Annotated in this window: 26 protein-coding genes, 1 tRNA gene and 1 pseudogene; 23 read left to right on the forward strand and 5 right to left on the reverse strand. The window is 59.9% G+C overall.

Translation table 11 applies throughout. The annotated features are described in order from the left end of the window. The 23 genes and pseudogenes from BFQ03_RS19880 (at position 1) to BFQ03_RS19985 (ending at position 13535) form a co-directional block, all read left to right on the forward strand. Entirely contained in the window at positions 1-276 is a 276-nt protein-coding gene (locus BFQ03_RS19880) for a hypothetical protein (protein WP_065943828.1), read from the forward strand. After that, the gene (locus tag BFQ03_RS19885; protein WP_065943829.1) at positions 273-497 is read left to right on the forward strand and encodes a hypothetical protein; all 225 of its coding nucleotides are present in this window, start codon (positions 273-275) and stop codon (positions 495-497) included. The genes BFQ03_RS19880 and BFQ03_RS19885 overlap by 4 nt, the downstream gene beginning before the upstream one ends. Continuing rightward, entirely contained in the window at positions 494-631 is a 138-nt protein-coding gene (locus tag BFQ03_RS30325) for a hypothetical protein (protein WP_162947723.1), read from the forward strand. The genes BFQ03_RS19885 and BFQ03_RS30325 overlap by 4 nt, the downstream gene beginning before the upstream one ends. Continuing rightward, positions 628-813 carry a hypothetical protein gene (locus BFQ03_RS19890; RefSeq protein ID WP_139115711.1) on the forward strand — a complete coding sequence of 62 codons (186 nt, stop codon included), beginning with the start codon at positions 628-630 and terminating at the stop codon, positions 811-813. Before BFQ03_RS30325 ends, BFQ03_RS19890 begins: the two co-directional genes overlap by 4 nt. A 125-nt stretch (positions 814-938) precedes the next feature. Beyond that, complete coding sequence (locus tag BFQ03_RS19895) at positions 939-1187, forward strand: DUF551 domain-containing protein (RefSeq protein WP_065943831.1); 249 nt, start codon at positions 939-941, stop codon at positions 1185-1187. Positions 1188-1253: 66 nt separating this feature from the next. Then, positions 1254-2411, forward strand: coding sequence for a coiled-coil domain-containing protein (locus BFQ03_RS19900; RefSeq protein WP_065943832.1), 1158 nt, complete (start codon positions 1254-1256; stop codon positions 2409-2411). Positions 2412-2421: 10 nt separating this feature from the next. Continuing rightward, positions 2422-3180 carry an ERF family protein gene (locus tag BFQ03_RS19905; RefSeq protein WP_204839929.1) on the forward strand — a complete coding sequence of 253 codons (759 nt, stop codon included), beginning with the start codon at positions 2422-2424 and terminating at the stop codon, positions 3178-3180. A gap of 5 nt (positions 3181-3185) precedes the next feature. Beyond that, positions 3186-3803 carry a lambda exonuclease family protein gene (locus BFQ03_RS19910; protein ID WP_065943833.1) on the forward strand — a complete coding sequence of 206 codons (618 nt, stop codon included), beginning with the start codon at positions 3186-3188 and terminating at the stop codon, positions 3801-3803. Next, positions 3800-4402: a hypothetical protein gene (locus BFQ03_RS19915; protein WP_065943834.1), complete on the forward strand. Its 603-nt coding sequence runs from the start codon at positions 3800-3802 to the stop codon at positions 4400-4402. The genes BFQ03_RS19910 and BFQ03_RS19915 overlap by 4 nt, the downstream gene beginning before the upstream one ends. A gap of 69 nt (positions 4403-4471) precedes the next feature. Then, positions 4472-4795 (forward strand): hypothetical protein, encoded by a 324-nt coding sequence (locus tag BFQ03_RS19920; RefSeq protein ID WP_065943835.1) that lies wholly within the window; start codon positions 4472-4474, stop codon positions 4793-4795. A gap of 57 nt (positions 4796-4852) precedes the next feature. Further along, positions 4853-5464, forward strand: coding sequence for an Lcl C-terminal domain-containing protein (locus tag BFQ03_RS19925; protein ID WP_065943836.1), 612 nt, complete (start codon positions 4853-4855; stop codon positions 5462-5464). 79 nt (positions 5465-5543) lie between these two features. Beyond that, a pseudogene (locus BFQ03_RS19930) lies at positions 5544-6156 on the forward strand (DUF1566 domain-containing protein). Between the two features lie 54 nt (positions 6157-6210). Then, complete coding sequence (locus BFQ03_RS19935; RefSeq protein WP_065943837.1) at positions 6211-6567, forward strand: four helix bundle protein; 357 nt, start codon at positions 6211-6213, stop codon at positions 6565-6567. Between the two features lie 211 nt (positions 6568-6778). Continuing rightward, positions 6779-7951 (forward strand): RNA-directed DNA polymerase, encoded by a 1173-nt coding sequence (locus BFQ03_RS19940; RefSeq protein WP_239695257.1) that lies wholly within the window; start codon positions 6779-6781, stop codon positions 7949-7951. Further along, positions 7944-8966 carry a DNA cytosine methyltransferase gene (locus tag BFQ03_RS19945; protein WP_083204874.1) on the forward strand — a complete coding sequence of 341 codons (1023 nt, stop codon included), beginning with the start codon at positions 7944-7946 and terminating at the stop codon, positions 8964-8966. The genes BFQ03_RS19940 and BFQ03_RS19945 overlap by 8 nt, the downstream gene beginning before the upstream one ends. A 57-nt stretch (positions 8967-9023) precedes the next feature. Beyond that, the gene (locus BFQ03_RS19950) at positions 9024-9335 is read left to right on the forward strand and encodes a DUF4406 domain-containing protein (RefSeq protein WP_065943840.1); all 312 of its coding nucleotides are present in this window, start codon (positions 9024-9026) and stop codon (positions 9333-9335) included. Then, the gene (locus BFQ03_RS19955) at positions 9332-9688 is read left to right on the forward strand and encodes a hypothetical protein (RefSeq protein ID WP_065943841.1); all 357 of its coding nucleotides are present in this window, start codon (positions 9332-9334) and stop codon (positions 9686-9688) included. Before BFQ03_RS19950 ends, BFQ03_RS19955 begins: the two co-directional genes overlap by 4 nt. Next, on the forward strand, positions 9685-9981 hold the full coding sequence (locus BFQ03_RS19960) for a hypothetical protein (protein ID WP_065943842.1): 297 nt from the start codon (positions 9685-9687) through the stop codon (positions 9979-9981). Before BFQ03_RS19955 ends, BFQ03_RS19960 begins: the two co-directional genes overlap by 4 nt. Before the next feature lie 81 nt (positions 9982-10062). Further along, entirely contained in the window at positions 10063-11202 is a 1140-nt protein-coding gene (locus BFQ03_RS19965) for a DNA-methyltransferase (protein ID WP_065943843.1), read from the forward strand. A 49-nt stretch (positions 11203-11251) separates the two neighbouring features. After that, a complete protein-coding gene (locus BFQ03_RS31095; RefSeq protein ID WP_345788465.1) occupies positions 11252-11950 on the forward strand; it encodes a hypothetical protein in 699 nt (232 codons plus the stop codon). 36 nt (positions 11951-11986) lie between these two features. Further along, positions 11987-12208 carry a hypothetical protein gene (locus BFQ03_RS19975; protein ID WP_065943844.1) on the forward strand — a complete coding sequence of 74 codons (222 nt, stop codon included), beginning with the start codon at positions 11987-11989 and terminating at the stop codon, positions 12206-12208. A 2-nt stretch (positions 12209-12210) separates the two neighbouring features. Beyond that, positions 12211-12423 (forward strand): hypothetical protein, encoded by a 213-nt coding sequence (locus BFQ03_RS19980; protein ID WP_065943845.1) that lies wholly within the window; start codon positions 12211-12213, stop codon positions 12421-12423. Next, positions 12423-13535, forward strand: coding sequence for a tyrosine-type recombinase/integrase (locus BFQ03_RS19985; protein ID WP_065943846.1), 1113 nt, complete (start codon positions 12423-12425; stop codon positions 13533-13535). Before BFQ03_RS19980 ends, BFQ03_RS19985 begins: the two co-directional genes overlap by 1 nt. Positions 13536-13624: 89 nt before the next feature. Here BFQ03_RS19985 and BFQ03_RS19990 read toward each other — a convergent pair. From BFQ03_RS19990 to pheS, 5 genes are all read right to left on the reverse strand, one after another. After that, positions 13625-13701 (reverse strand) — tRNA-Pro (locus BFQ03_RS19990). A 90-nt stretch (positions 13702-13791) separates the two neighbouring features. Continuing rightward, positions 13792-14148: a MerR family transcriptional regulator gene (locus BFQ03_RS19995; protein ID WP_032859540.1), complete on the reverse strand. Its 357-nt coding sequence runs from the start codon at positions 14146-14148 to the stop codon at positions 13792-13794. Then, complete coding sequence (gene ihfA / locus BFQ03_RS20000) at positions 14129-14431, reverse strand: integration host factor subunit alpha (protein WP_002553164.1); 303 nt, start codon at positions 14429-14431, stop codon at positions 14129-14131. Before ihfA ends, BFQ03_RS19995 begins: the two co-directional genes overlap by 20 nt. Positions 14432-14434: 3 nt before the next feature. After that, positions 14435-16813: a phenylalanine--tRNA ligase subunit beta gene (pheT, locus tag BFQ03_RS20005; protein ID WP_065943847.1), complete on the reverse strand. Its 2379-nt coding sequence runs from the start codon at positions 16811-16813 to the stop codon at positions 14435-14437. Positions 16814-16839: 26 nt separating this feature from the next. Then, positions 16840-17856 carry a phenylalanine--tRNA ligase subunit alpha gene (gene pheS, locus BFQ03_RS20010; RefSeq protein WP_003203624.1) on the reverse strand — a complete coding sequence of 339 codons (1017 nt, stop codon included), beginning with the start codon at positions 17854-17856 and terminating at the stop codon, positions 16840-16842. Positions 17857-17864: the final 8 nt, after the last annotated feature.

Below are 17864 nucleotides of genomic sequence, written 5' to 3' on the forward strand. Positions count from 1 at the left end.
ATGACTTACGAAGTAATAGTTGAAGGGTACGTCCTCCAGGTGGAGGTGACGTCTTGCGAGGAAGCTCTGCCAGCCGAGTACCGGAATGGCAGCCGGGAACTGACGTTCAACGTGTTGTCCGGGACCATGTACGACGTCGACCGCATTCCGATGGACGTGTGCCAGATGGAGCTGGCGGTGATTGCCGAGAGCAAGGAATACGTCCCGATGATCGAGAAGGCGCTGTGGTTTGAAATTGACGCCCGCAAGCGCCGCACGGGGAGGAAAGCAGCATGAGCTATTCACAACCATCCCAGCACGATCTGGCCGTCGGCATGCTTGAAAGCTACATCGCCAGGGTGATCGACCCAGGGTGCAGCCCCGTGGCCGTCAAGGCCTCAGCCAATACCGCAATCCTGATCTTCCGCACCCTTGGCGTGATCGACGCGGCTGAGGATGTCCACTACACCGAGCGCCTGCACCGTATCTACGAGCGCCGGCAAGGAGAGGCATCATGACCATCATCGCCGGATCATTTACAGGAATCGTGGAAGCCTTGAGAAATCGAGGCTTCTTGCTTTTGGCCGAAGTGAAATGGATCGAGCAGCCTTGCAAGTGTGCGGGCCGCTGGACTTGCAAGGTGGCGATGTGAATATCTCAATCGTGAGCATCGTCATCGAAGTGGACGGACAGCTCTGTCACGCCAAGGTGCCGAAGGGCACGGAGCAGATGATCCTGAGCATCCTGCAAGCCAACGAGGGCGGAAAGATCGAAGCCGTGAAGCTGCCACCGGATTGGAAGAAGGTCACCCTGGCCGAGGCGGTAGCACCATGACCACCCGCCAGCAGCACAGGCGCCGCGCCATCCGCTGGGCCTTCTTCATCACCGGCCTGATCTTCTACGCCGTCCTGTTCCTGGGCCCCGCTATCGGCGGGCTCATTACTCAATAGGAAATTGTCATGACTGATTGGATCAAGGTCGAAGATGGCCTACCAAATCTTGAAGGGTTACCAGATTACAACTGCCAGCAGTGCGTGATTGCGGTGGTTCGCAATCAAGTAAGGACAATGTATTACGCCAGACAGATGTACAACAAGACAGAAAAGGGCCGTGAGCCGCGCTGGGAGGACATGAGCGGCCGGATCGCATCAGCTCCAAGCCATTGGCAGCCATTGCCAAATCTTCCTGATGACGTTTGCCCATTCTAAAAACCTCCAAAGCCGCCCAATAACCCCCTTCACAGCGCCCCTCTCCGGTGGCGCGGAGAGATAGTCATGTCCGCAAATCAACTTGCTGTAACCATCGACGACATCAGCGAAGCCAATGCCCCGGCGATCTACGTGAAAGACGGCCTGAAGCCTTTCCTGCAAGCCGTGAAGGAAGAAGTCAGCTCGCAAGTGCCTGACCTGACCACCGCTAAAGGTCGCGCTCGCATTGCATCCTTGGCAAAGAAGGTCAGCGATTCCAAGGTGGCTGTCGAGAAGCCGGGCCGGGATTATCTGCGCCGGCTGAAAGAAATGCCAAAGGTCGTTGAGGTCGAGCTGAAAGAGTTCGTCGACGCGATGAACGCACTGCGTGACGAGACACGCAAGCCGCTGACCGACTGGGAAGCAGCCGAGCAGGCCCGCAAAGACAAGCACGTTGACGAAATCCAGTCCATCAAGGACATGACCGTTTTCGAGGCAACCCCGGCCGCCGCCCATGTAGCACAACTTATTGCTGACCTTGAAGCAGTCGAGATCAACGATGCCTGGGAAGAGTTCTTGCCAGAGGCCGCCCAGGTGAAGGACGAGACACTTGCAAGGCTGCGCGCCCTGCTGGCCGAGCGCACAAAGTACGAAGCCGAGCAGGCCGAACTGGTCCGCCTGCGTGCCGAGGCAGAGGCCCAGGCCCTGCGCGACCGCGATGCAGAGATTGCCCGAGTAGCCGCCGAACAAGCCAGACTCCAGGCCGAGCAGCAGGCGCAGGCCGAACGTGACGCAGCAGCGCGCCGCGAGCAGGAGTTGCTGGACCAAGCCGCAGCCACTCAGCGCGCCGCCGCACAGGCCGCACTGGACGCAGAGGCAGCCGCCGAACGCCAGCGCCTTCAACTGGAACTGCAGGCCGAGCAAGCGCGCACAGCAGCCGCCCAGGCAGAAGCAAGCCGTGTTGCTGCCGAACAGCGCGCCGAGCAAGACCGGCTTGCGGCCATTCGCCGCCAAGAGGAAGCCGTGGAGCAGGCTCGACTAGATGAGGTTGCCCGGGCGAACGCAGCGGCAGACGAAATCCTGCGCCAGCAGCAGGAGCGCCAGGCTGACGTAGCACACAAGTCGAAAATCTTGGGCGAAGCCAAGCAGGCCCTGATCGGCATGAACATCAGCGAAGAACTGGCAAAGGCCATTGTCCTGAAGATCGCCCGCGGCGAAGTCCCACACATCACTATCCAATTTTGAGGCTATAGCCATGTCGCAAGAAATCATCATGCCGCTGGAGCGCGAGCGCCAAGTATCCGCCCAGCCAGCGCAGGAAATCAGCATGCTGTCGACGATCAGCCGGCTCGCCCTCGATCCTCGCTGCGACATGGAAAAGCTGGAGCGCCTGATGGCCCTCCAGGAACGCATGGAAGCAAAGAGCGCGCTGGAGGCGTTCAACGCCTCGTTTGCTGAAATGCAATGCGAAATGCCCTCTGTAGAGAAGCGCACCGAAAACACGCACACCAAAAAGATGTACGCAGACCTTGACGATATCAACCAAATGGTCCGCCCGGTAATGGCCAAGTTTGGCTTTGGCGTGTCGTTCAAGATCGTGAATCAGGCCAATGGCGTGAGCATCACCGGCATCCTGATGCACAAGGCCGGACACCGCGAAGAAACGACCATGATCCTACCACTTGATGTCGGCGCAGGGCGAAGCGCCGTGCAGTCCGTAGGCTCGACCACTACCTACGGCAAGCGCTATGTCATGTGCGCCCTGCTGAACATCACCAGCGGCGACGACAACGACAACGACGGCTATGTCGAACCATCTGATCAACTGGTGACTCCAGCCCAGGCGCGGCAGGTTCAGGCCCTCCTGGACAAGTGCAGCGAGACCGTTCACGCCAACTTCGAAAAAATGTACGGACATCCTGGACAGATCGCGAAGTCAGCGTTTGACGGTGTAGTGGCCGGGCTGAACAACTCGATATCGAAAGCTGCCAAGGCGGCGCAACAGGCGGGGTAAAGACCATGCAAATCATCACTGAGGTTGAACAGGGCTCACCTGAGTGGCTGGCCCTTCGCCTGGGCATCGTCACCTGTTCCGAGCTTGACTGTCTGCTGGTCAACGGCAAAGGCGAGTCAGGTTTCGGCGCCGGGGCATTCACGTACATGAACACCCTGATCGGCGAGCGCATTACCGGTGAGGCTGCCGACCCCTTCCAGGGCAACCGCCACACCGAGCGCGGGCATGAGCTGGAAGGAGTGGCCCGCAAGCTGTACGAGCAGCGTGAGGAAGTCGAAACCAAGCAGGTCGCGATCATCCTCAACCACGGCGCCGGCTACTCGCCTGACTCTCTGGTGGGCCTCAATGGTCTGACCGAGATCAAAACCAAGCTCCCTAAATTCCAGGTCGAAGTGATCCTGTCCGGCGATATCCCCAAGGAACACGTTGCCCAATGCCAGGGCGGCCTGTGGCTGTCAGAGCGCGAATGGATCGACTTCGTTTGCTACTGGCCAGGCATGCCGCTGTTCATCAAGCGCGCCTACCGGGACGAAGCCATGATCCGCAAGCTGTCGGAGCGTGTCAGCACATTCTACGAACTCTTGGACGACCGGATGAATCGGGTCTTGGGGATAGCAGCATGATCAGCATCCTCCGTAACGAAGTAGAGCGCCTGCGCCCTGCCCAGGAAGAACTTGCCGCCCAGGTCGCTGAGTTTGTGGCGGCCGGCGGGCGGATTGAGGAAGGCCCGGCCAGCGGCTACATCCCCAAGCCGATCACCTACAGCAACCAGATGCCGCCTGCGCCGAAGCCGTTTGTTCGGCGCCGGGTTGAGCCTGTATCGCTGACGGAACCCACCAACAACAAGCTTGAAGAAAGGATCGAGGCGCGCAAAAAGCGCGTGGCAGGGGTGATGGAGTTGGCCCCTAGCCATACCCAGAGCGAAGTCTCAAAGATGACCGGGATAGGTCGCCGAGCGCTGCTGAATATGTCGCTCGAATTCAAGTTCAAGTTCAAAACGTCACCTCGCGGCAGGCATGGCAATCCCGAACACATGAAAGCCCTTGCGGATCGAGACGCCAAACTGGCAGAGCGAATCAAGGCGTTCATGGAGATCGGTATCAGCCGCCGCAAGGTCTGCGGGAAGCTTGGGATCAACACTAAGACCCTGGCCCGAGTTCTAAAAAATCACGCAATTGACTACCCACTGTCGAAGCCAGGCGGCGAACGATGCGCCGCATAGCCCGCACCCAGCAACGCAAACGTCAAACCTGGCTCGCACTGCCGGCCAGCGGAATAGAAGAGGTAGGCCATGGCCAAGACTGTGCAGGAACGCTCGGCCAAAACCGCCAGGAAGCGCGTGGCGAATGCCGAAGAGGAATTGAGGCTCAGGGTTCGCCCCGGCACCCGCCAGGCGCTGGCCGACCTGATGGAGTGGTCAGGCATTACTGAGCAGGGCGAGGCGATGACGCTGATGATTCATCACCTGCACGCGATGGGATCGAAAGCCATATTCCTGCTTGATCCGCCGCGCCACGAATTCCAGATATCCGAAAACGTGGCGCGGGAATTCCGCAACAAAAGCCTGCTCGCCATCCAGAAAGACCCGGGCGACGAGATCATCGAGCCCGCGTAACCCACCCTACTCGCTGCATCCGGTAACCGGAGGGCGGTGCCTACCCGAGGAACACCGATGAAAGCCAAGACAATTTCTATCGAGGCTGACGGCCTCAAAATCAAAGGCTCTGCCGAACGTATGATTCAGCTGCTCGCGGCTAGCTTGTTCGTGCATGCTCTGCCACCGGCCGCGAATGTTCAGCCGGTAGTGGCGTCAGCCGTTCCTGAGATCGGCCAGCCTTGGCCAGGCCAGGGCGGTATCAATGGCGGATTCGTTCAAGCTCGCGGTGACGTCCCAGCGCATTACCTGATCTTCGCCGCAAAAGATGTTGGCAGCCTTGAATGGGGTGGCCGTGGAGTTGAGGTAACGGGGCTCAGCAAGACCGACGGCTACACCAACACCCAGGTGCTGATTGGTAACGACGACGAGCGCAAGTATCCCGCCGCCGATGCGTGCGCCGAGTACCAGGCCGATGGTCATCATGACTTCTACCTGCCGGCCGCTGCCGAGCTGTACCAGGGGTGGCTGAACTGCCCCGAGGTATTCGCCCAGGACTGCTACTACTGGTCAAGCTCGCAGCGCTCAGCCAACAGCGCATTCAGCATGCTCTTCGGTGTTGGCAATCAGGGCTACGACGCCAAGTACGGCGAGCTCCGTGTCCGCCCCGTCCGCAGATTCTTTATTTAATCCTTCATCCATTCGTTCTTGATCCGGCACACCAGGGCGCACAGCGCCTTTTTTGTTGCCTTCGAAAAGAGGAAGCACCATGTCCGCAGTTGAGAAAGCAGCGCAAGCAGTAACCACCCCCGCAATCGGTCAGGCCTACGGCGGCGGCTTCGTCACCGGCATTACCCGCGACCCGGCAACCGGAAAGCGTTTCCTGAACATCACCGCCGGCGCCGAGCATGAACTGGTCGGCAAGTGGGGCGAGTACGGCGTCAAGATCGAAGGTGCCGACAGCTTCACCGACAGCCTGGCCAACACCCAGGCCATGGCGGCGGCGGGCAGCGAGCTGGCATCGAAGGTGCTGGCCCTGAGCATTGGCGGTTACAACGACTGGGCGATCCCNCGTGCAGGAGTTGCAATACCGCCACTTCAAACCGACCACCGAAGAGAACTGGGCGAGCTCGCGCAATGGCGACAACCCAAGCAGCGAGCCTGTAGGCCTGCTGTACAGTGAAGAAGACCCGGTGCAGACCATCCACACCGCGTTCCAGGAAGGCGGCGCTGAAGCGTTCCGAGACACCTGGTACTGGTCGAGTTCGCAGCGCTCAGCCTACGGCGCATTCGGCATGGGCTTCGCTGGTGGCGGTCAGGGCAACCACGTCAAGTACTACGAGCTCCGTGTCCGCCCCGTCCGCAGCGAGCTTATTGATTAATTCGTTTATTTAATCCGGCCGCTTGCGGCCGGTTGCTCTTGGAGAGCGAGCCACATGGCAATGCATACGGAACTTGCGATCTATAAGGCTTCAATGGGCCTTCTGCATATGGCCACAACGATGACCCGGAACATCCCACGCGACCTGAAGCAGTCACTCGGCAAGCGAGTGATCGACGAATGCATCGAAGTGCTGATGCTGATTGCCCGTGCCAACGCAACTCAGGACAAGCGGCCACACCTGACCCAGTTGGTCGAGAAGGTGCAGGTGGTCGAGTTCCTGATGCGTCTCTTCAAAGACAACCGCTTCATCAGCATCCCGCAACACGCCCAGGCAATTGAGGTAACGGCCTCAATAGGCAAGCAAGCAAACGCCTGGAAACGCTCAACCCCAACCGCGCCCGCTACCTGAAGGTTACGGCTTTCTGGTCTGTGCGAATTGAATCTGGTCGTGCCGCTGACCTCTGGGTCACCGCCATGCGCACAAGAGATACCTCCGGTCTAAAGCGTCCGGGCAGGTCTTGCGCAGTTTCCTTGCAGATCGGCTATGCCTTCGGCTCGGCGACGTAGATAGCACGATAGGTCGCAGCGCTCAGCCAACAACGCATTCAACATGAACTTCGATGATGGCAATCAGAACAACAACGACAAGAACAACGAGCTCCGTGTCCGCCCCGTCCGCAGATTCGACTTTGGGCCCCTACCCGTTTCAGGATCTGGTCCAGGCCTATTACGACTGCCGGCGCACCAAGCGCAACAGCGACAGCGCGCTGGCTTTCGAGATCGACCTGGAGCGGAATCTGATCCAGCTGCACGACGACCTGGTCACCGGCAATTACCGGCCAGGCCGATCTATCTGTTTCGTGGTCACCCGACCGAAAGCCCGGGAAGTATGGGCAGCTGCCTTTCGGGACCGCGTCGTCCACCACCTGCTGTACAACTATGTGGCACCGCGCTTCTACGCCAGCTTCATAGCGGACAGTTGTGCATGCATCCCAGGGCGCGGCACGTTGTACGCCGCCACCCGGCTTGAATCGAAGATCCGCAGCGCCAGCGAGAACTGGTCGAAGCCGATCTTCTACCTCAAGTGCGACCTGGCCAACTTCTTCGTCGCCATCGACAAGGCAGTTCTGCGCAAGCAACTGGAGGCCAGAATCACCGAACCCTGGTGGCTGGCCCTGGCCACACAGATCCTCATGCACGACCCGCGTGAAGACTACGAGACCCGCAGCCCGGCCCACCTGTTCAATCGGGTGCCGCAGCACAAGCGCCTGGTTGCGCAGCCCGCTCACCTCGGCCTGCCGATCGGCAACCTGTCGTCGCAGTTCTTCGCGAACGTCTACCTCGACGCCCTGGACCAGTTCGCCAAGCACCAGCTGCGCGCCAAGCACTACATCCGGTACGTCGATGACTTCGTGTTCCTGCATGAGTCACCGCAGCAGCTCAACCAGTGGCTGGCAGAGGTCGAAGCGTTCCTGCCCAGGCTTGGCGCCAAGCTGAATCCCACGAAGACGATCCTGCAACCAGTGGATCGCGGCGTCGACTTCGTTGGCCACGTCATCAAACCCTGGCGGCGCACCACCCGCAAGCGATCACTTGCCCAGGCACTGAAGCGCACCGCCGCGGCGCCCGCCGAGGATCTGCGCGAGACAGCCAATAGCTACTTCGGCCTGCTCAGTCAGGCCAGCCACAGCCAAAAGGACCGCGCTTCCCTGGCCAACTTGGTCATGAGGCGCGGCAATAGCGTCAATGCGGCGCTGACCAAAACCTACCAACGCAGGAGTTCAAATGAATGAGCTGGCTCTTTTCGCAGGCTCTGGTGGCGGAATTCTCGGCGGCCACCTGCTCGGGTGGCGCACCGTCTGCGCCGTTGAGCGTGATGCCTACTCCGCACAAGTTCTGGCGCAACGACAAAACGATGGAGCACTCGCAACTTTCCCGATTTGGTCTGACGTGTGCAGTTTTGACGGAAGACCATGGCGCGGCCTTGTTGACGTGGTTTCTGGCGGATTCCCGTGTCAGGACATATCAGCTGCCGGGAATGGCGACGGCATCGATGGTGCACGCTCCGGGCTCTGGCGTGAAATGGCGCGAATCGTCGGCGAGGTACGACCTGCCTACGTCTACGTGGAAAACTCACCTCTACTTGTGGGAAGAGGACTTGCACTGGTCCTCGGTGACCTTGCCGAAATGGGGTATGACGCGCAGTGGTGCATTGTTTCAGCATCCGACTGCGGAGCGCCCCATCAGCGTGACCGCATCTGGATTGTGGCAAACGATAGTCGCGGACGATGCAGTGAGCCGGCCGGGCGGAAAGTGGAACAGTCGGGGCGAACCGAAGTTGTCACCCGAGGTAATGCTCTGGCCGACGCCGACGGTGCACGGCAACTACAACCAGCCGGGCAGCAGCAAGAATGCCGGCTGGGGCCTGAGCAGTGCAGTGAAACAATGGCCAACGCCAACGGCAACACTGGCCACGAAGGGCGGCAGGGTGACGCCGCGCAAGAGCCGGGAAGGCGGAACACTGATCGAAGCGGTATCCGCCCGGTCCTGGCCGACGCCGTGCGCGAGCGCGAGCGCGAGCAAAGGATCGTCACCGGCGAGTCTGATACGAAAGTCCGGAAAGAGCCGCGTAAACGACAGGATCGACCATGCAGTGATGGCTTCCGACGGTGGCCAGCTGAACCCGGAATGGGTCGAGTGGCTGATGGGGTGGCCCATCGGGTGGACAGAATTAAAGCCCTTGGCAATGGACAGGTTCCGCGAGTGGCAGCAACAGCATTCCCCCTGCTCTCGATCGACAACGACTGACGCCGCATAACTCCCCCCCCACTCCACCGCCCGGGCATGGCCCGGCAAGGACTCCCCGTGAAACGGATTTACCTCAGCGGCCCCATGACCGGCCTGCCCGGCCTCAACTTCGCCGCCTTCCACGCCATGACCACCAACCTGCGCGCCGGCGGCCACACCGTCACCAACCCCGCCGAGATCAACCCCGACGGCGGCACCTGGAACGACTGCATGCGCCGCGACATTGCAGCACTGATGGACTGCGACACCGTGGCCACCCTGCCCGGCTGGCAAGAATCGAAAGGCGCCCAGCTCGAAGTCCTGATTGCCAAGCACCTCGGCATGACGGTTGTGAATGCCCATGATCTGGTAACGAGGGAGGCTGTATGAGCGAGTTCAAACGCGAAGACCGCTACATCATCATCAAGCGCAGCGACCTGAAAAAGGTTCCTGTGGCGTATCGCAGCGCCTTGGTTGATCCGATGTTCTCGCTGCTATCCCACCTGCCCCGCCGCGAGTGCGTGGTGGTCGAGCACGACTGGCCGGAGTACCACCTTGTCTGGGCCATGATTCAGCACCGCATGGCGGGCAAGCCCGTTCCGAACTTCAACGACTGGCGCCGTGCAGATGAGCTACAACAGCTCCTGACCGCTGCCGATCAGCAGATAGATGATTTGCGGGCTGAACTCAAGGCTTTAAGTCTGGGGCCCTGCAAGATGATCGCCGGAGACGAATTGCCATGACCACCAACCAAACGATTGACGGCGTGCCAGGCCTGCGTGACTTGTTGGAGCGCTTGCACGCCGAGCATGTATCCATAGCCGGGCACGGGTTTTGGGCGGCATGGAAAGAGCTGCGCGCCCTACTGGATGCGCCAAACTGCAAGCAGTGCAAAGGGACCGGAAAGCTTGAGCATCACCTTTGCCCATGCGGTATTGGCTGGGGCAAGCCAGGCGCCCAGCCCGCGCCGGTAGCGGTGTGCCAGGGCGAATACCCGCAAGGCGATTCGTTCTATCGCAACAAAGATGCCGACTGACAAGCTGAAACGCCTCAGCCCCTCTCTGTAACCCCTCCCCCTTCAAAGTCAGCCGCTATAGCGGCAAGGACGAACTCGCCCATGAAACAGCATCGCGTTTTGATCGGCGACTGCATTGAGTCGATGCGGACGCTGCCAGAAAAATCGGTTCAGATGTGCGTCACCAGCCCGCCCTACTACGGACTCCGGGATTACGGTGTCGACGGCCAGATCGGCCTGGAGGAAACGCCGGCGGAGTTTATCGCTAGGCTGGTAGAGGTGTTCCAGGAAGTGCGTCGAGTACTCCGCGACGACGGCACCGCCTGGGTGAACATGGGTGACAGTTATGCCGGCAGTTGGGGTGCGCACGGCCGTGATGATATGGGCGTCGGGGTATCGACACTCAGCCAGCGGCAGGTGATGGCAAGCCAGCGTAAAGCCAAAGCGACGACCCACGCGGAGTACAAGCCGAAAGACCTGATGGGCATGCCCTGGCGCCTCGCCTTCGCTTTGCAGGACGACGGCTGGTACCTGCGGCAGGACATCATTTGGCACAAGCCAAACCCCATGCCGGAATCGACGCGCGACCGCTGCACAAAGGCGCACGAATACATCTTCTTGCTCAGCAAGTCGCGTCGGTACCACTGCGATATGACCGCGATCCGCGAGCCTGCGATATACGGTGCAACACCCAGCGGTGTCGGCTTCGGCCATGGCTTCGATGCGGTAACCAAGCCGAGGGCAACGATACCAACCGGCTGGGACACATCAACCGGCGACGGCGGGCACGGCGCCTTCCACAAAGACGGCGCAGAGCGAGCACGGCGGGACAGCTTCAAGCGTGAAGGATCTAAGCGAGAGCAAGCCATACCAGGCCAAGCAGTCGGCACGCATCGACCTGACCGGGAGGAAAGCTCGTGGGATGTAGCCACCCGCAATAAGCGCAGCGTCTGGACCGTTGCAACGCACGCCTTCAAGGAAGCCCACTTCGCGACCTTCCCTCCGGACCTGATCAGGCCATGCATTCTGGCCGGCGCACCACTCGGTGGCGTTGTGCTTGACCCTTTCGGCGGTGCCGGCACTACGGCGGTGGTCGCCATGCAGGAAGGTCGTAAATCGATCCTGTGCGAACTGAACCCGGAATATGCCGCAATGGCTGAACGCCGGATAGCGTCCGCCTGGCTCGACGGCGCAGCGCAGATGGATGTCTTCCGCGACACAGCGCAGCACCCAGCAGCCTAACCCCAATCCCCCTACATGCCTGCCAGTGAGCGGCGGGCGAGGTATTCCCATGCCCGATGAAACTGAAGTGCTGTATGTCGTACACGCCCAAGGCCCCGACGATCTTTACGCGGCCGCCAGCAAAGAGGAAGCCGACACGCTTGCTGCCAAGCAGAACGAACTGGTGCCGATGGCGAATTGCATTGTGATCGTCAGCCCGTGGTCGCCTGTCGATCACTGGAAAACTCTGGCCGAGCAAAATGCGGCAGACGCTAATTACCTACGCAGCGGCTGGCAGGCTGACTTGGATCGACTAAATGCAGCGAAGTCCGAGATCACGGCACTGAGCAAGAACGTCATCGAGTTCACCCGCGAAGACTTCGACGCGACGCTGAACAACCTTCGCCGCATGGGCGCCAGCATCGACGGCGACAACGCCTACAAGCGTGACCTGCTGGACTGCGTTGTCGGTGCCCTGGCCACGGGCGCGCAAAACTCCAACCCGCCACCGGCCGGGCACTGGGGTCAGCGCTTCTGGGATATCGGCCGAGAGGAACGCGCCAGCAGCGAGCAACTGCTGAAAGCACTGACAGCGCTTACCCAGGTGGCGGGCGAATGCGAGCAGATCGCCAGCAACTACAGCGGCACCATCGACGGAATCTTCGAACACGGCGGAGACGACCACGAAGATCCGAGCTGCGCGATCTTCCACCGCCTGTACTACGCCATGTTCGACGCACGGGCCGCGATCAAGAAAGCCACCACCTAACCCACCCTCTGCCGCCCAGCGCGGCAAGGACACCCCATGTACGCAACGAAACTCACCCTGCTCATCACGGCCATCGTGTTGTACGTGGCGGGGTCCACCTTCTGGTTTTTCTGGCAGGTACCGGATCTGCTCTCGACCGGTACCGACCAGACCCTGGTCGCAGCATTCGCCGGCACCGTCGCCTGGATGCTGCTCACCTTCGGTTTCATCATCCACATCATCAAGACAGCGCGGCCTACAGCGGGCGGCGGGAGGTAGATATGAGAAAGGAACTCATCAAGATCAGCGAATTTCAGCGTCGGCGCTGGGGAGAAAACGGCACGCCGCAGTGCCCACAAGCTATTCGCAACCACATCCGCAACGGCCGGGTGCCGGGCGAGCAAATCGGGAAACTCTGGTACGTTGACTGGGCGGCGTTCAACGCGTCCAGCGGCAACGACCTTGTCGCAATGGTAATGAAAGGAGCTGCATGATGTCCCCACGGCCGCGCAACACTGCGAATAAGAGCCTTCCGCAGAACCTGTACTACGACGCGCGGCGCGGGACATATCGCTACCGGCGCCCTACCGACGGGAAGTTTTTCCCGTTCGGTGCTGATCGCCTGAAAGCCATAGACGCTGCTAAGCAACTGAACCTAGAGTTCATGCGGGGTGCTGACCTGATTGGCGCAGTGATGGGGAACTCATCCGAGTCTTTCCCGGGCTTCCTCGATGCATACGAGCGCGATGTCTTGCCGCCACGCGAGCTGGCCAAGGGAACCCTGGGGCTCTATGCAGTGCATTTTCGACGCTTCCGCAAGCAGTTCGAAGGGAAAGCTGTCGATCAGATCACGATCCGCATGATCGCCGAGATGCTCGACGCACTGACCCCACGGACGGCAAACCAGTGCCGGGCCTTGCTGGTCGACATCTTCAACCATGCCGCCGCTAAGGGGTTGTGCCCAGACAACCCGGCGGCCAGCACCATCAACCGGATCGAGAAGAAACAGCGCAAGCGGCACACGATCGAGGGTTTGAAAACCATCCGAGAGAAGTCGCCGGTGTGGCTGCAAAACGCAATCGACTTGGCCTTGATCACGGCCCAGCGCCGTACCGACATCCTCAACATGCGATTTGACGGTGTTCGGGAGGGGTACCTGTATGTGGTGCAGCAAAAGACAGCCAAGGCCAGCGATGCCGCATGGATCAGGTTCACGGTAACTGAAGAGCTGCAGGCGGTGATCAGCCGATGCCGGGACGATATCGCCTCGCCTTACCTGGTGCACCGTCGCCCAGATCGCCTGAAACAAAAGCAGGCGCAGACGAAGGACCACTGGACCCAGGTCGAAGAGAGATATTTGACGCGGGCTTTTAAGGAGGCCCGGGAGGCAGCAGGCTGTTACAAGGGATGGAAGGAGGAAGAGATGCCGGGCTTCCATGAGGTGCGAGCGCTATCGCTTCACCTGTACCAGAAAGCCGGAAAGGACGGGCAGAAGATCGCAGGCCATGCCAGCGAGAAGATGACCAAGAACTACCAAAAGGATCATGCGGAAATCGTCTGGTCTGAAGCAATTCCAGACCTAAATATCAGCGAAATCACCGGGTAGTTTTGCGCAAGTTTTGCGCGGGTTTTGCGCAGGCACAAAAAAGCCGATCTAGCTGATCGGCTTAAGTGTCTGATTTTACTCAGGAAATATGGTCGGGACGGAGTGATTCGAACACTCGACCCCTAGCACCCCATGCTAGTGCGCTACCGGACTGCGCTACGCCCCGACTAGGCGTGAAACTGGGTTCGCTTCGTAACGAAGCGATCAGGAATATACCGCAAGCATTTGAAATGTGGAAGTATTTTAAAGGCTTGTTTCACTTCTTCAAAACCACCAGTACATCTTCCAGTTCACAGATCATCTGGCGGATCAGTTGCTTGTATTGGGTGGTGTCGTCTTTGGCTTCATCACCGGACATACGCTGGCGTGCGCCGCTGATGGTGAACCCTTGGTCGTACAGCAGCGCGCGGATCTGTCGGATCATCAGCACATCCTGGCGCTGATAATACCGACGGTTCCCGGTGCGTTTGACGGGGTTGAGTTGAGGAAACTCCTGCTCCCAATAGCGCAGTACGTGCGGTTTTACCGCACACAGCTCGCTGACTTCACCAATGGTGAAGTAGCGTTTGCCTGGGATGACGGGTAGCTCGTCGTTATGACTTGGTTCCAGCATAAGCCTCAACTCGGGCCTTCAACTTCTGCCCTGGACGAAAGGTGACCACACGGCGAGCCGTGATCGGGATTTCTTCTCCCGTTTTCGGATTGCGGCCAGGCCGCTGGCGTTTGTCCCGCAGGTCAAAATTGCCGAAACCGGACAATTTGACCTGTTCGTTGTCTTCCAGAGCGTGCCTGATTTCTTCAAAAAACAACTCGACCAATTCCTTGGCCTCGCGCTTGTTCAGACCCAACTCTTCGTACAGACGTTCCGCCATCTCAGCTTTCGTCAAAGCCCCCATACGTCACTTCCTTAACGTGGCGTTCAACCTTTGTTCGAGCGAGGTGAGGATATTTTGCGTCGTGGTATTCACCTCATCGTCATTAAGAGTGCGCGATGGATGCTGCCAGGTCAAGCCAACTGCAAGGCTTTTTCTATGCGGATCAATGCCTTTACCCTGATAAACGTCAAATAGCCTGAGGTCTGTCAGCCATTCGCCCGCATTTTCACGGATTACTTCCAGCACAGCGCTGGCCGCTACATCACGATCCGCCACCAAGGCCAGGTCACGACGCACTTCCGGAAAGCGCGACAGTTCGCTGAATTTAGGCATCTTGCCCGCAGCGACTTCAGCCAATACCAGTTCAAAGACGAAGACCGGACGATCAAGGCCGAGGGTTTTCGACAGTTCAGGGTGGATAGCACCCACAAAACCGACCAGGCGACCTTCACGCTCGATGCGCGCAGTCTGGCCTGGATGCAGCGCCGGATGGCTACCCGGAACAAACGCGAAGGCATCCAGCGCGCCGGCAAAGCCCAGCACCGCTTCCACGTCGGCCTTGACGTCAAAGAAGTCCACTGGATCGCGGCCCTGTGCCCAGCCTTCCGGCAGACGGCTGCCGCAGACCACACCGGCCAGCATCGGCTCTTGCTTCAGACCGTCCAGTTGGCCAACAAAGCGCAGGCCGCTTTCGAACATGCGTACGCGGTCCTGCTGGCGATTGAGGTTGTGGGAAAGCGCTTTCACCAGACCTGGCCACAGGGACGAACGCATGGCCGCCATGTCATTGGAGATCGGGTTGGCCAACAGCAACGGCTCGACGCCCGGGTTGAACAATTCGAACTGTTTGGGATCGATGAAGCTGTAGGTCACCGCTTCCTGATAACCACGAGCGACCAGCAGGCGACGCAGCTCCGGCAGATGCGCACGGGCCTCGGTCTTTGGCTGAGGGGCCAGACGCGCTTGCGGATAACGAACCGGCAGGCGGTTGTAGCCATACAGGCGCGCCAGCTCTTCGATCAGGTCGACTTCAAGGCTGATATCGAAGCGATGGCTTGGCACTTCTACACGCCACTGCCCTGCCCCATCAGCGCTGATGCCCAGGCCAAGCCCGGTCAACAGGCGAACAATTTCCGCTTCTTCAATCACCAGGCCTAGCATTTGCTCAACGCGCTGGGCGCGCAGCGTCACCGGTGCAATCGACGGCAAGTGCTGCTCGCTGACGGTCTCGGTGATCGGGCCGGCTTCACCGCCAGTAATTTCCAGCAGCAGGCCAGTGGCGCGCTCCATGGCTTCACGGGCCAGTTGCCAGTCCACGCCACGCTCGTAGCGGTGCGAGGCATCGGTGTGTAGGCCGTAAGAACGAGCCTTGCCTGCCACGGCGATCTGGTCGAAGAAAGCGCTTTCCAGGAATACGTCACGGGTCGTCGCGGATACGCCACTGTGCTCACCGCCCATCACACCGGCAATGGCCAGGGCGCGGGAGTGGTCAGCGATCACCAGGGTATCGCTGCGCAGGGTGACTTCCTGGCCATCAAGCAAGACCAGTTTTTCGCCTTCCTCGGCCATACGCACGCGAATCCCACCGTTGATCTCGGCAAGGTCGAAGGCGTGCAGCGGCTGACCCAACTCCAGCATCACATAGTTGGTGATGTCGACAGCGGCATCGATGCTGCGTACGTCGGCGCGACGCAGGCGCTCGACCATCCACAGAGGGGTCGGCTTGGACAGGTCGACATTACGGATCACACGCCCCAGGTAGCGCGGGCACGCGCTTGGCGCCAGCACTTCGATGGAGCGCACTTCATCGTGCACCGCAGGCACAGCGGCAACCACTGGACGCGTGACCGGGGCGTTGTACAACGCACCCACTTCACGGGCCAGGCCTGCCAGGGACAGGCAGTCGCCACGGTTCGGGGTCAGGTCGACTTCGATGCTGGCGTCTTCCAGATCCAAGTAGACACGAATGTCCTGGCCCACTGGAGCGTCGGCCGGCAGTTCCATCAAGCCATCATTGCCTTCACCAACCTGCAACTCCGCCTGGGAGCACAGCATGCCGTTGGACTCGACACCGCGCAGCTTGGCTTTCTTGATCTTGAAATCACCGGGCAGTTCGGCACCGATCATCGCGAACGGAATCTTCAGGCCCGGGCGCACATTTGGCGCTCCGCATACGACCTGGAAGGTTTGCGCGCCATTGCTGACCTGGCACACACGCAGCTTGTCGGCGTCCGGGTGCTGCTCGGTGCTCAGCACCTCGCCTACGACCACACCACTGAAAACACCGGCGGCCGGCGTAACGCTATCGACCTCAAGACCGGCCATCGACAGACGAGCAACCAGCTCATCGCGATTTACCTGCGGGCTTACCCAGCCACGCAGCCATTGTTCACTGAATTTCATCCTGCTCTCCTAAAGGTTCGTTACGACTAGCGAAATTGCGCGAGGAACCGCAAGTCGTTGTCGAAGAACAGGCGCAAGTCGTTCACGCCGTAACGCAGCATGGCCAGACGCTCGACGCCCATGCCGAAGGCAAAGCCCGAGAATTCTTCCGGGTCGATCCCGGACATGCGCAGCACGTTGGGGTGAACCATGCCGCAGCCCATGACTTCCAGCCAGCCGGTCTGCTTGCAGACACGGCAGCCTTTACCGCTGCACATCACGCATTCCATGTCGACTTCAGCGGAAGGCTCGGTGAACGGGAAGTACGATGGGCGGAAACGTACCGCCAGCTCTTTTTCGAAGAACACCCGCAGGAACTCTTCGATAGTGCCTTTGAGGTCGGCGAAATTGATGTCGCGATCAACCAGCAGGCCTTCGACCTGGTGGAACATCGGCGAGTGGGTGATATCGGAGTCGCTACGGTACACACGGCCTGGGCAGACGATGCGGATCGGCGGCTGCTGCGATTCCATGGTGCGGACCTGTACCGGCGAGGTATGGGTGCGCAACAGCATGTTCGCATTGAAATAGAAGGTGTCGTGCATCGACCGGGCCGGGTGATGGCCTGGGATGTTGAGCGCCTCGAAGTTGTGATAGTCGTCTTCGACCTCAGGGCCTTCGGCAATGCCGTAGCCGATGTGAGTGAAGAACTGCTCGATACGTTCCAGAGTCCGGGTAACCGGATGCAGACCGCCTGAGGTCTGGCCGCGGCCAGGCAGGGTCACGTCAATGGACTCGGCGGCGAGCTTGGCCGCAAGATCGGCCTCCTCGAACAACGCCTTGCGCGCATTGAGAACCTCTGTGACACGCTCCTTGGCAACGTTGATCAGCGCGCCGACTTGCGGGCGCTCTTCTGCCGGCAGATTGCCCAGGGTCTTCATCACCTGAGTCAATTCACCTTTCTTGCCAAGGTAGTGAACCCGGATTTGCTCCAGGGCATTGATATCTTCAGCGCTTTGCACAGCCTCAAGAGCTTGAGCGACCAGCGCGTCCAGGTTTTCCATGTACAGAC

The organism is Pseudomonas sp. 25 R 14 (genome assembly GCF_900004755.1).
GTDB lineage: Bacteria > Pseudomonadota > Gammaproteobacteria > Pseudomonadales > Pseudomonadaceae > Aquipseudomonas > Aquipseudomonas brenneri.

Excerpts from the sequence above, each read along its gene's own strand:
- BFQ03_RS19880 (WP_065943828.1), top strand. The coding sequence starts at position 1 with ATGACTTACGAAGTAATAGTTGAAGGGTACGTCCTCCAGGTGGAGGTG.
- BFQ03_RS19885 (WP_065943829.1), top strand. The coding sequence starts at position 273 with ATGAGCTATTCACAACCATCCCAGCACGATCTGGCCGTCGGCATGCTT.
- BFQ03_RS30325 (WP_162947723.1), top strand. The coding sequence starts at position 494 with ATGACCATCATCGCCGGATCATTTACAGGAATCGTGGAAGCCTTGAGA.
- BFQ03_RS19895 (WP_065943831.1), top strand. The coding sequence starts at position 939 with ATGACTGATTGGATCAAGGTCGAAGATGGCCTACCAAATCTTGAAGGG.
- BFQ03_RS19900 (WP_065943832.1), top strand. The coding sequence starts at position 1,254 with ATGTCCGCAAATCAACTTGCTGTAACCATCGACGACATCAGCGAAGCC.
- BFQ03_RS19905 (WP_204839929.1), top strand. The coding sequence starts at position 2,422 with ATGTCGCAAGAAATCATCATGCCGCTGGAGCGCGAGCGCCAAGTATCC.
- BFQ03_RS19910 (WP_065943833.1), top strand. The coding sequence starts at position 3,186 with ATGCAAATCATCACTGAGGTTGAACAGGGCTCACCTGAGTGGCTGGCC.
- BFQ03_RS19915 (WP_065943834.1), top strand. The coding sequence starts at position 3,800 with ATGATCAGCATCCTCCGTAACGAAGTAGAGCGCCTGCGCCCTGCCCAG.
- BFQ03_RS19920 (WP_065943835.1), top strand. The coding sequence starts at position 4,472 with ATGGCCAAGACTGTGCAGGAACGCTCGGCCAAAACCGCCAGGAAGCGC.
- BFQ03_RS19925 (WP_065943836.1), top strand. The coding sequence starts at position 4,853 with ATGAAAGCCAAGACAATTTCTATCGAGGCTGACGGCCTCAAAATCAAA.
- BFQ03_RS19935 (WP_065943837.1), top strand. The coding sequence starts at position 6,211 with ATGGCAATGCATACGGAACTTGCGATCTATAAGGCTTCAATGGGCCTT.
- BFQ03_RS19940 (WP_239695257.1), top strand. The coding sequence starts at position 6,779 with ATGATGGCAATCAGAACAACAACGACAAGAACAACGAGCTCCGTGTCC.
- BFQ03_RS19945 (WP_083204874.1), top strand. The coding sequence starts at position 7,944 with ATGAATGAGCTGGCTCTTTTCGCAGGCTCTGGTGGCGGAATTCTCGGC.
- BFQ03_RS19955 (WP_065943841.1), top strand. The coding sequence starts at position 9,332 with ATGAGCGAGTTCAAACGCGAAGACCGCTACATCATCATCAAGCGCAGC.
- BFQ03_RS19960 (WP_065943842.1), top strand. The coding sequence starts at position 9,685 with ATGACCACCAACCAAACGATTGACGGCGTGCCAGGCCTGCGTGACTTG.
- BFQ03_RS19965 (WP_065943843.1), top strand. The coding sequence starts at position 10,063 with ATGAAACAGCATCGCGTTTTGATCGGCGACTGCATTGAGTCGATGCGG.
- BFQ03_RS31095 (WP_345788465.1), top strand. The coding sequence starts at position 11,252 with ATGCCCGATGAAACTGAAGTGCTGTATGTCGTACACGCCCAAGGCCCC.
- BFQ03_RS19975 (WP_065943844.1), top strand. The coding sequence starts at position 11,987 with ATGTACGCAACGAAACTCACCCTGCTCATCACGGCCATCGTGTTGTAC.
- BFQ03_RS19980 (WP_065943845.1), top strand. The coding sequence starts at position 12,211 with ATGAGAAAGGAACTCATCAAGATCAGCGAATTTCAGCGTCGGCGCTGG.
- BFQ03_RS19985 (WP_065943846.1), top strand. The coding sequence starts at position 12,423 with ATGTCCCCACGGCCGCGCAACACTGCGAATAAGAGCCTTCCGCAGAAC.
- BFQ03_RS19995 (WP_032859540.1), bottom strand. The coding sequence starts at position 14,148 with ATGCTGGAACCAAGTCATAACGACGAGCTACCCGTCATCCCAGGCAAA.
- ihfA (WP_002553164.1), bottom strand. The coding sequence starts at position 14,431 with ATGGGGGCTTTGACGAAAGCTGAGATGGCGGAACGTCTGTACGAAGAG.
- pheT (WP_065943847.1), bottom strand. The coding sequence starts at position 16,813 with ATGAAATTCAGTGAACAATGGCTGCGTGGCTGGGTAAGCCCGCAGGTA.
- pheS (WP_003203624.1), bottom strand. The coding sequence starts at position 17,856 with ATGGAAAACCTGGACGCGCTGGTCGCTCAAGCTCTTGAGGCTGTGCAA.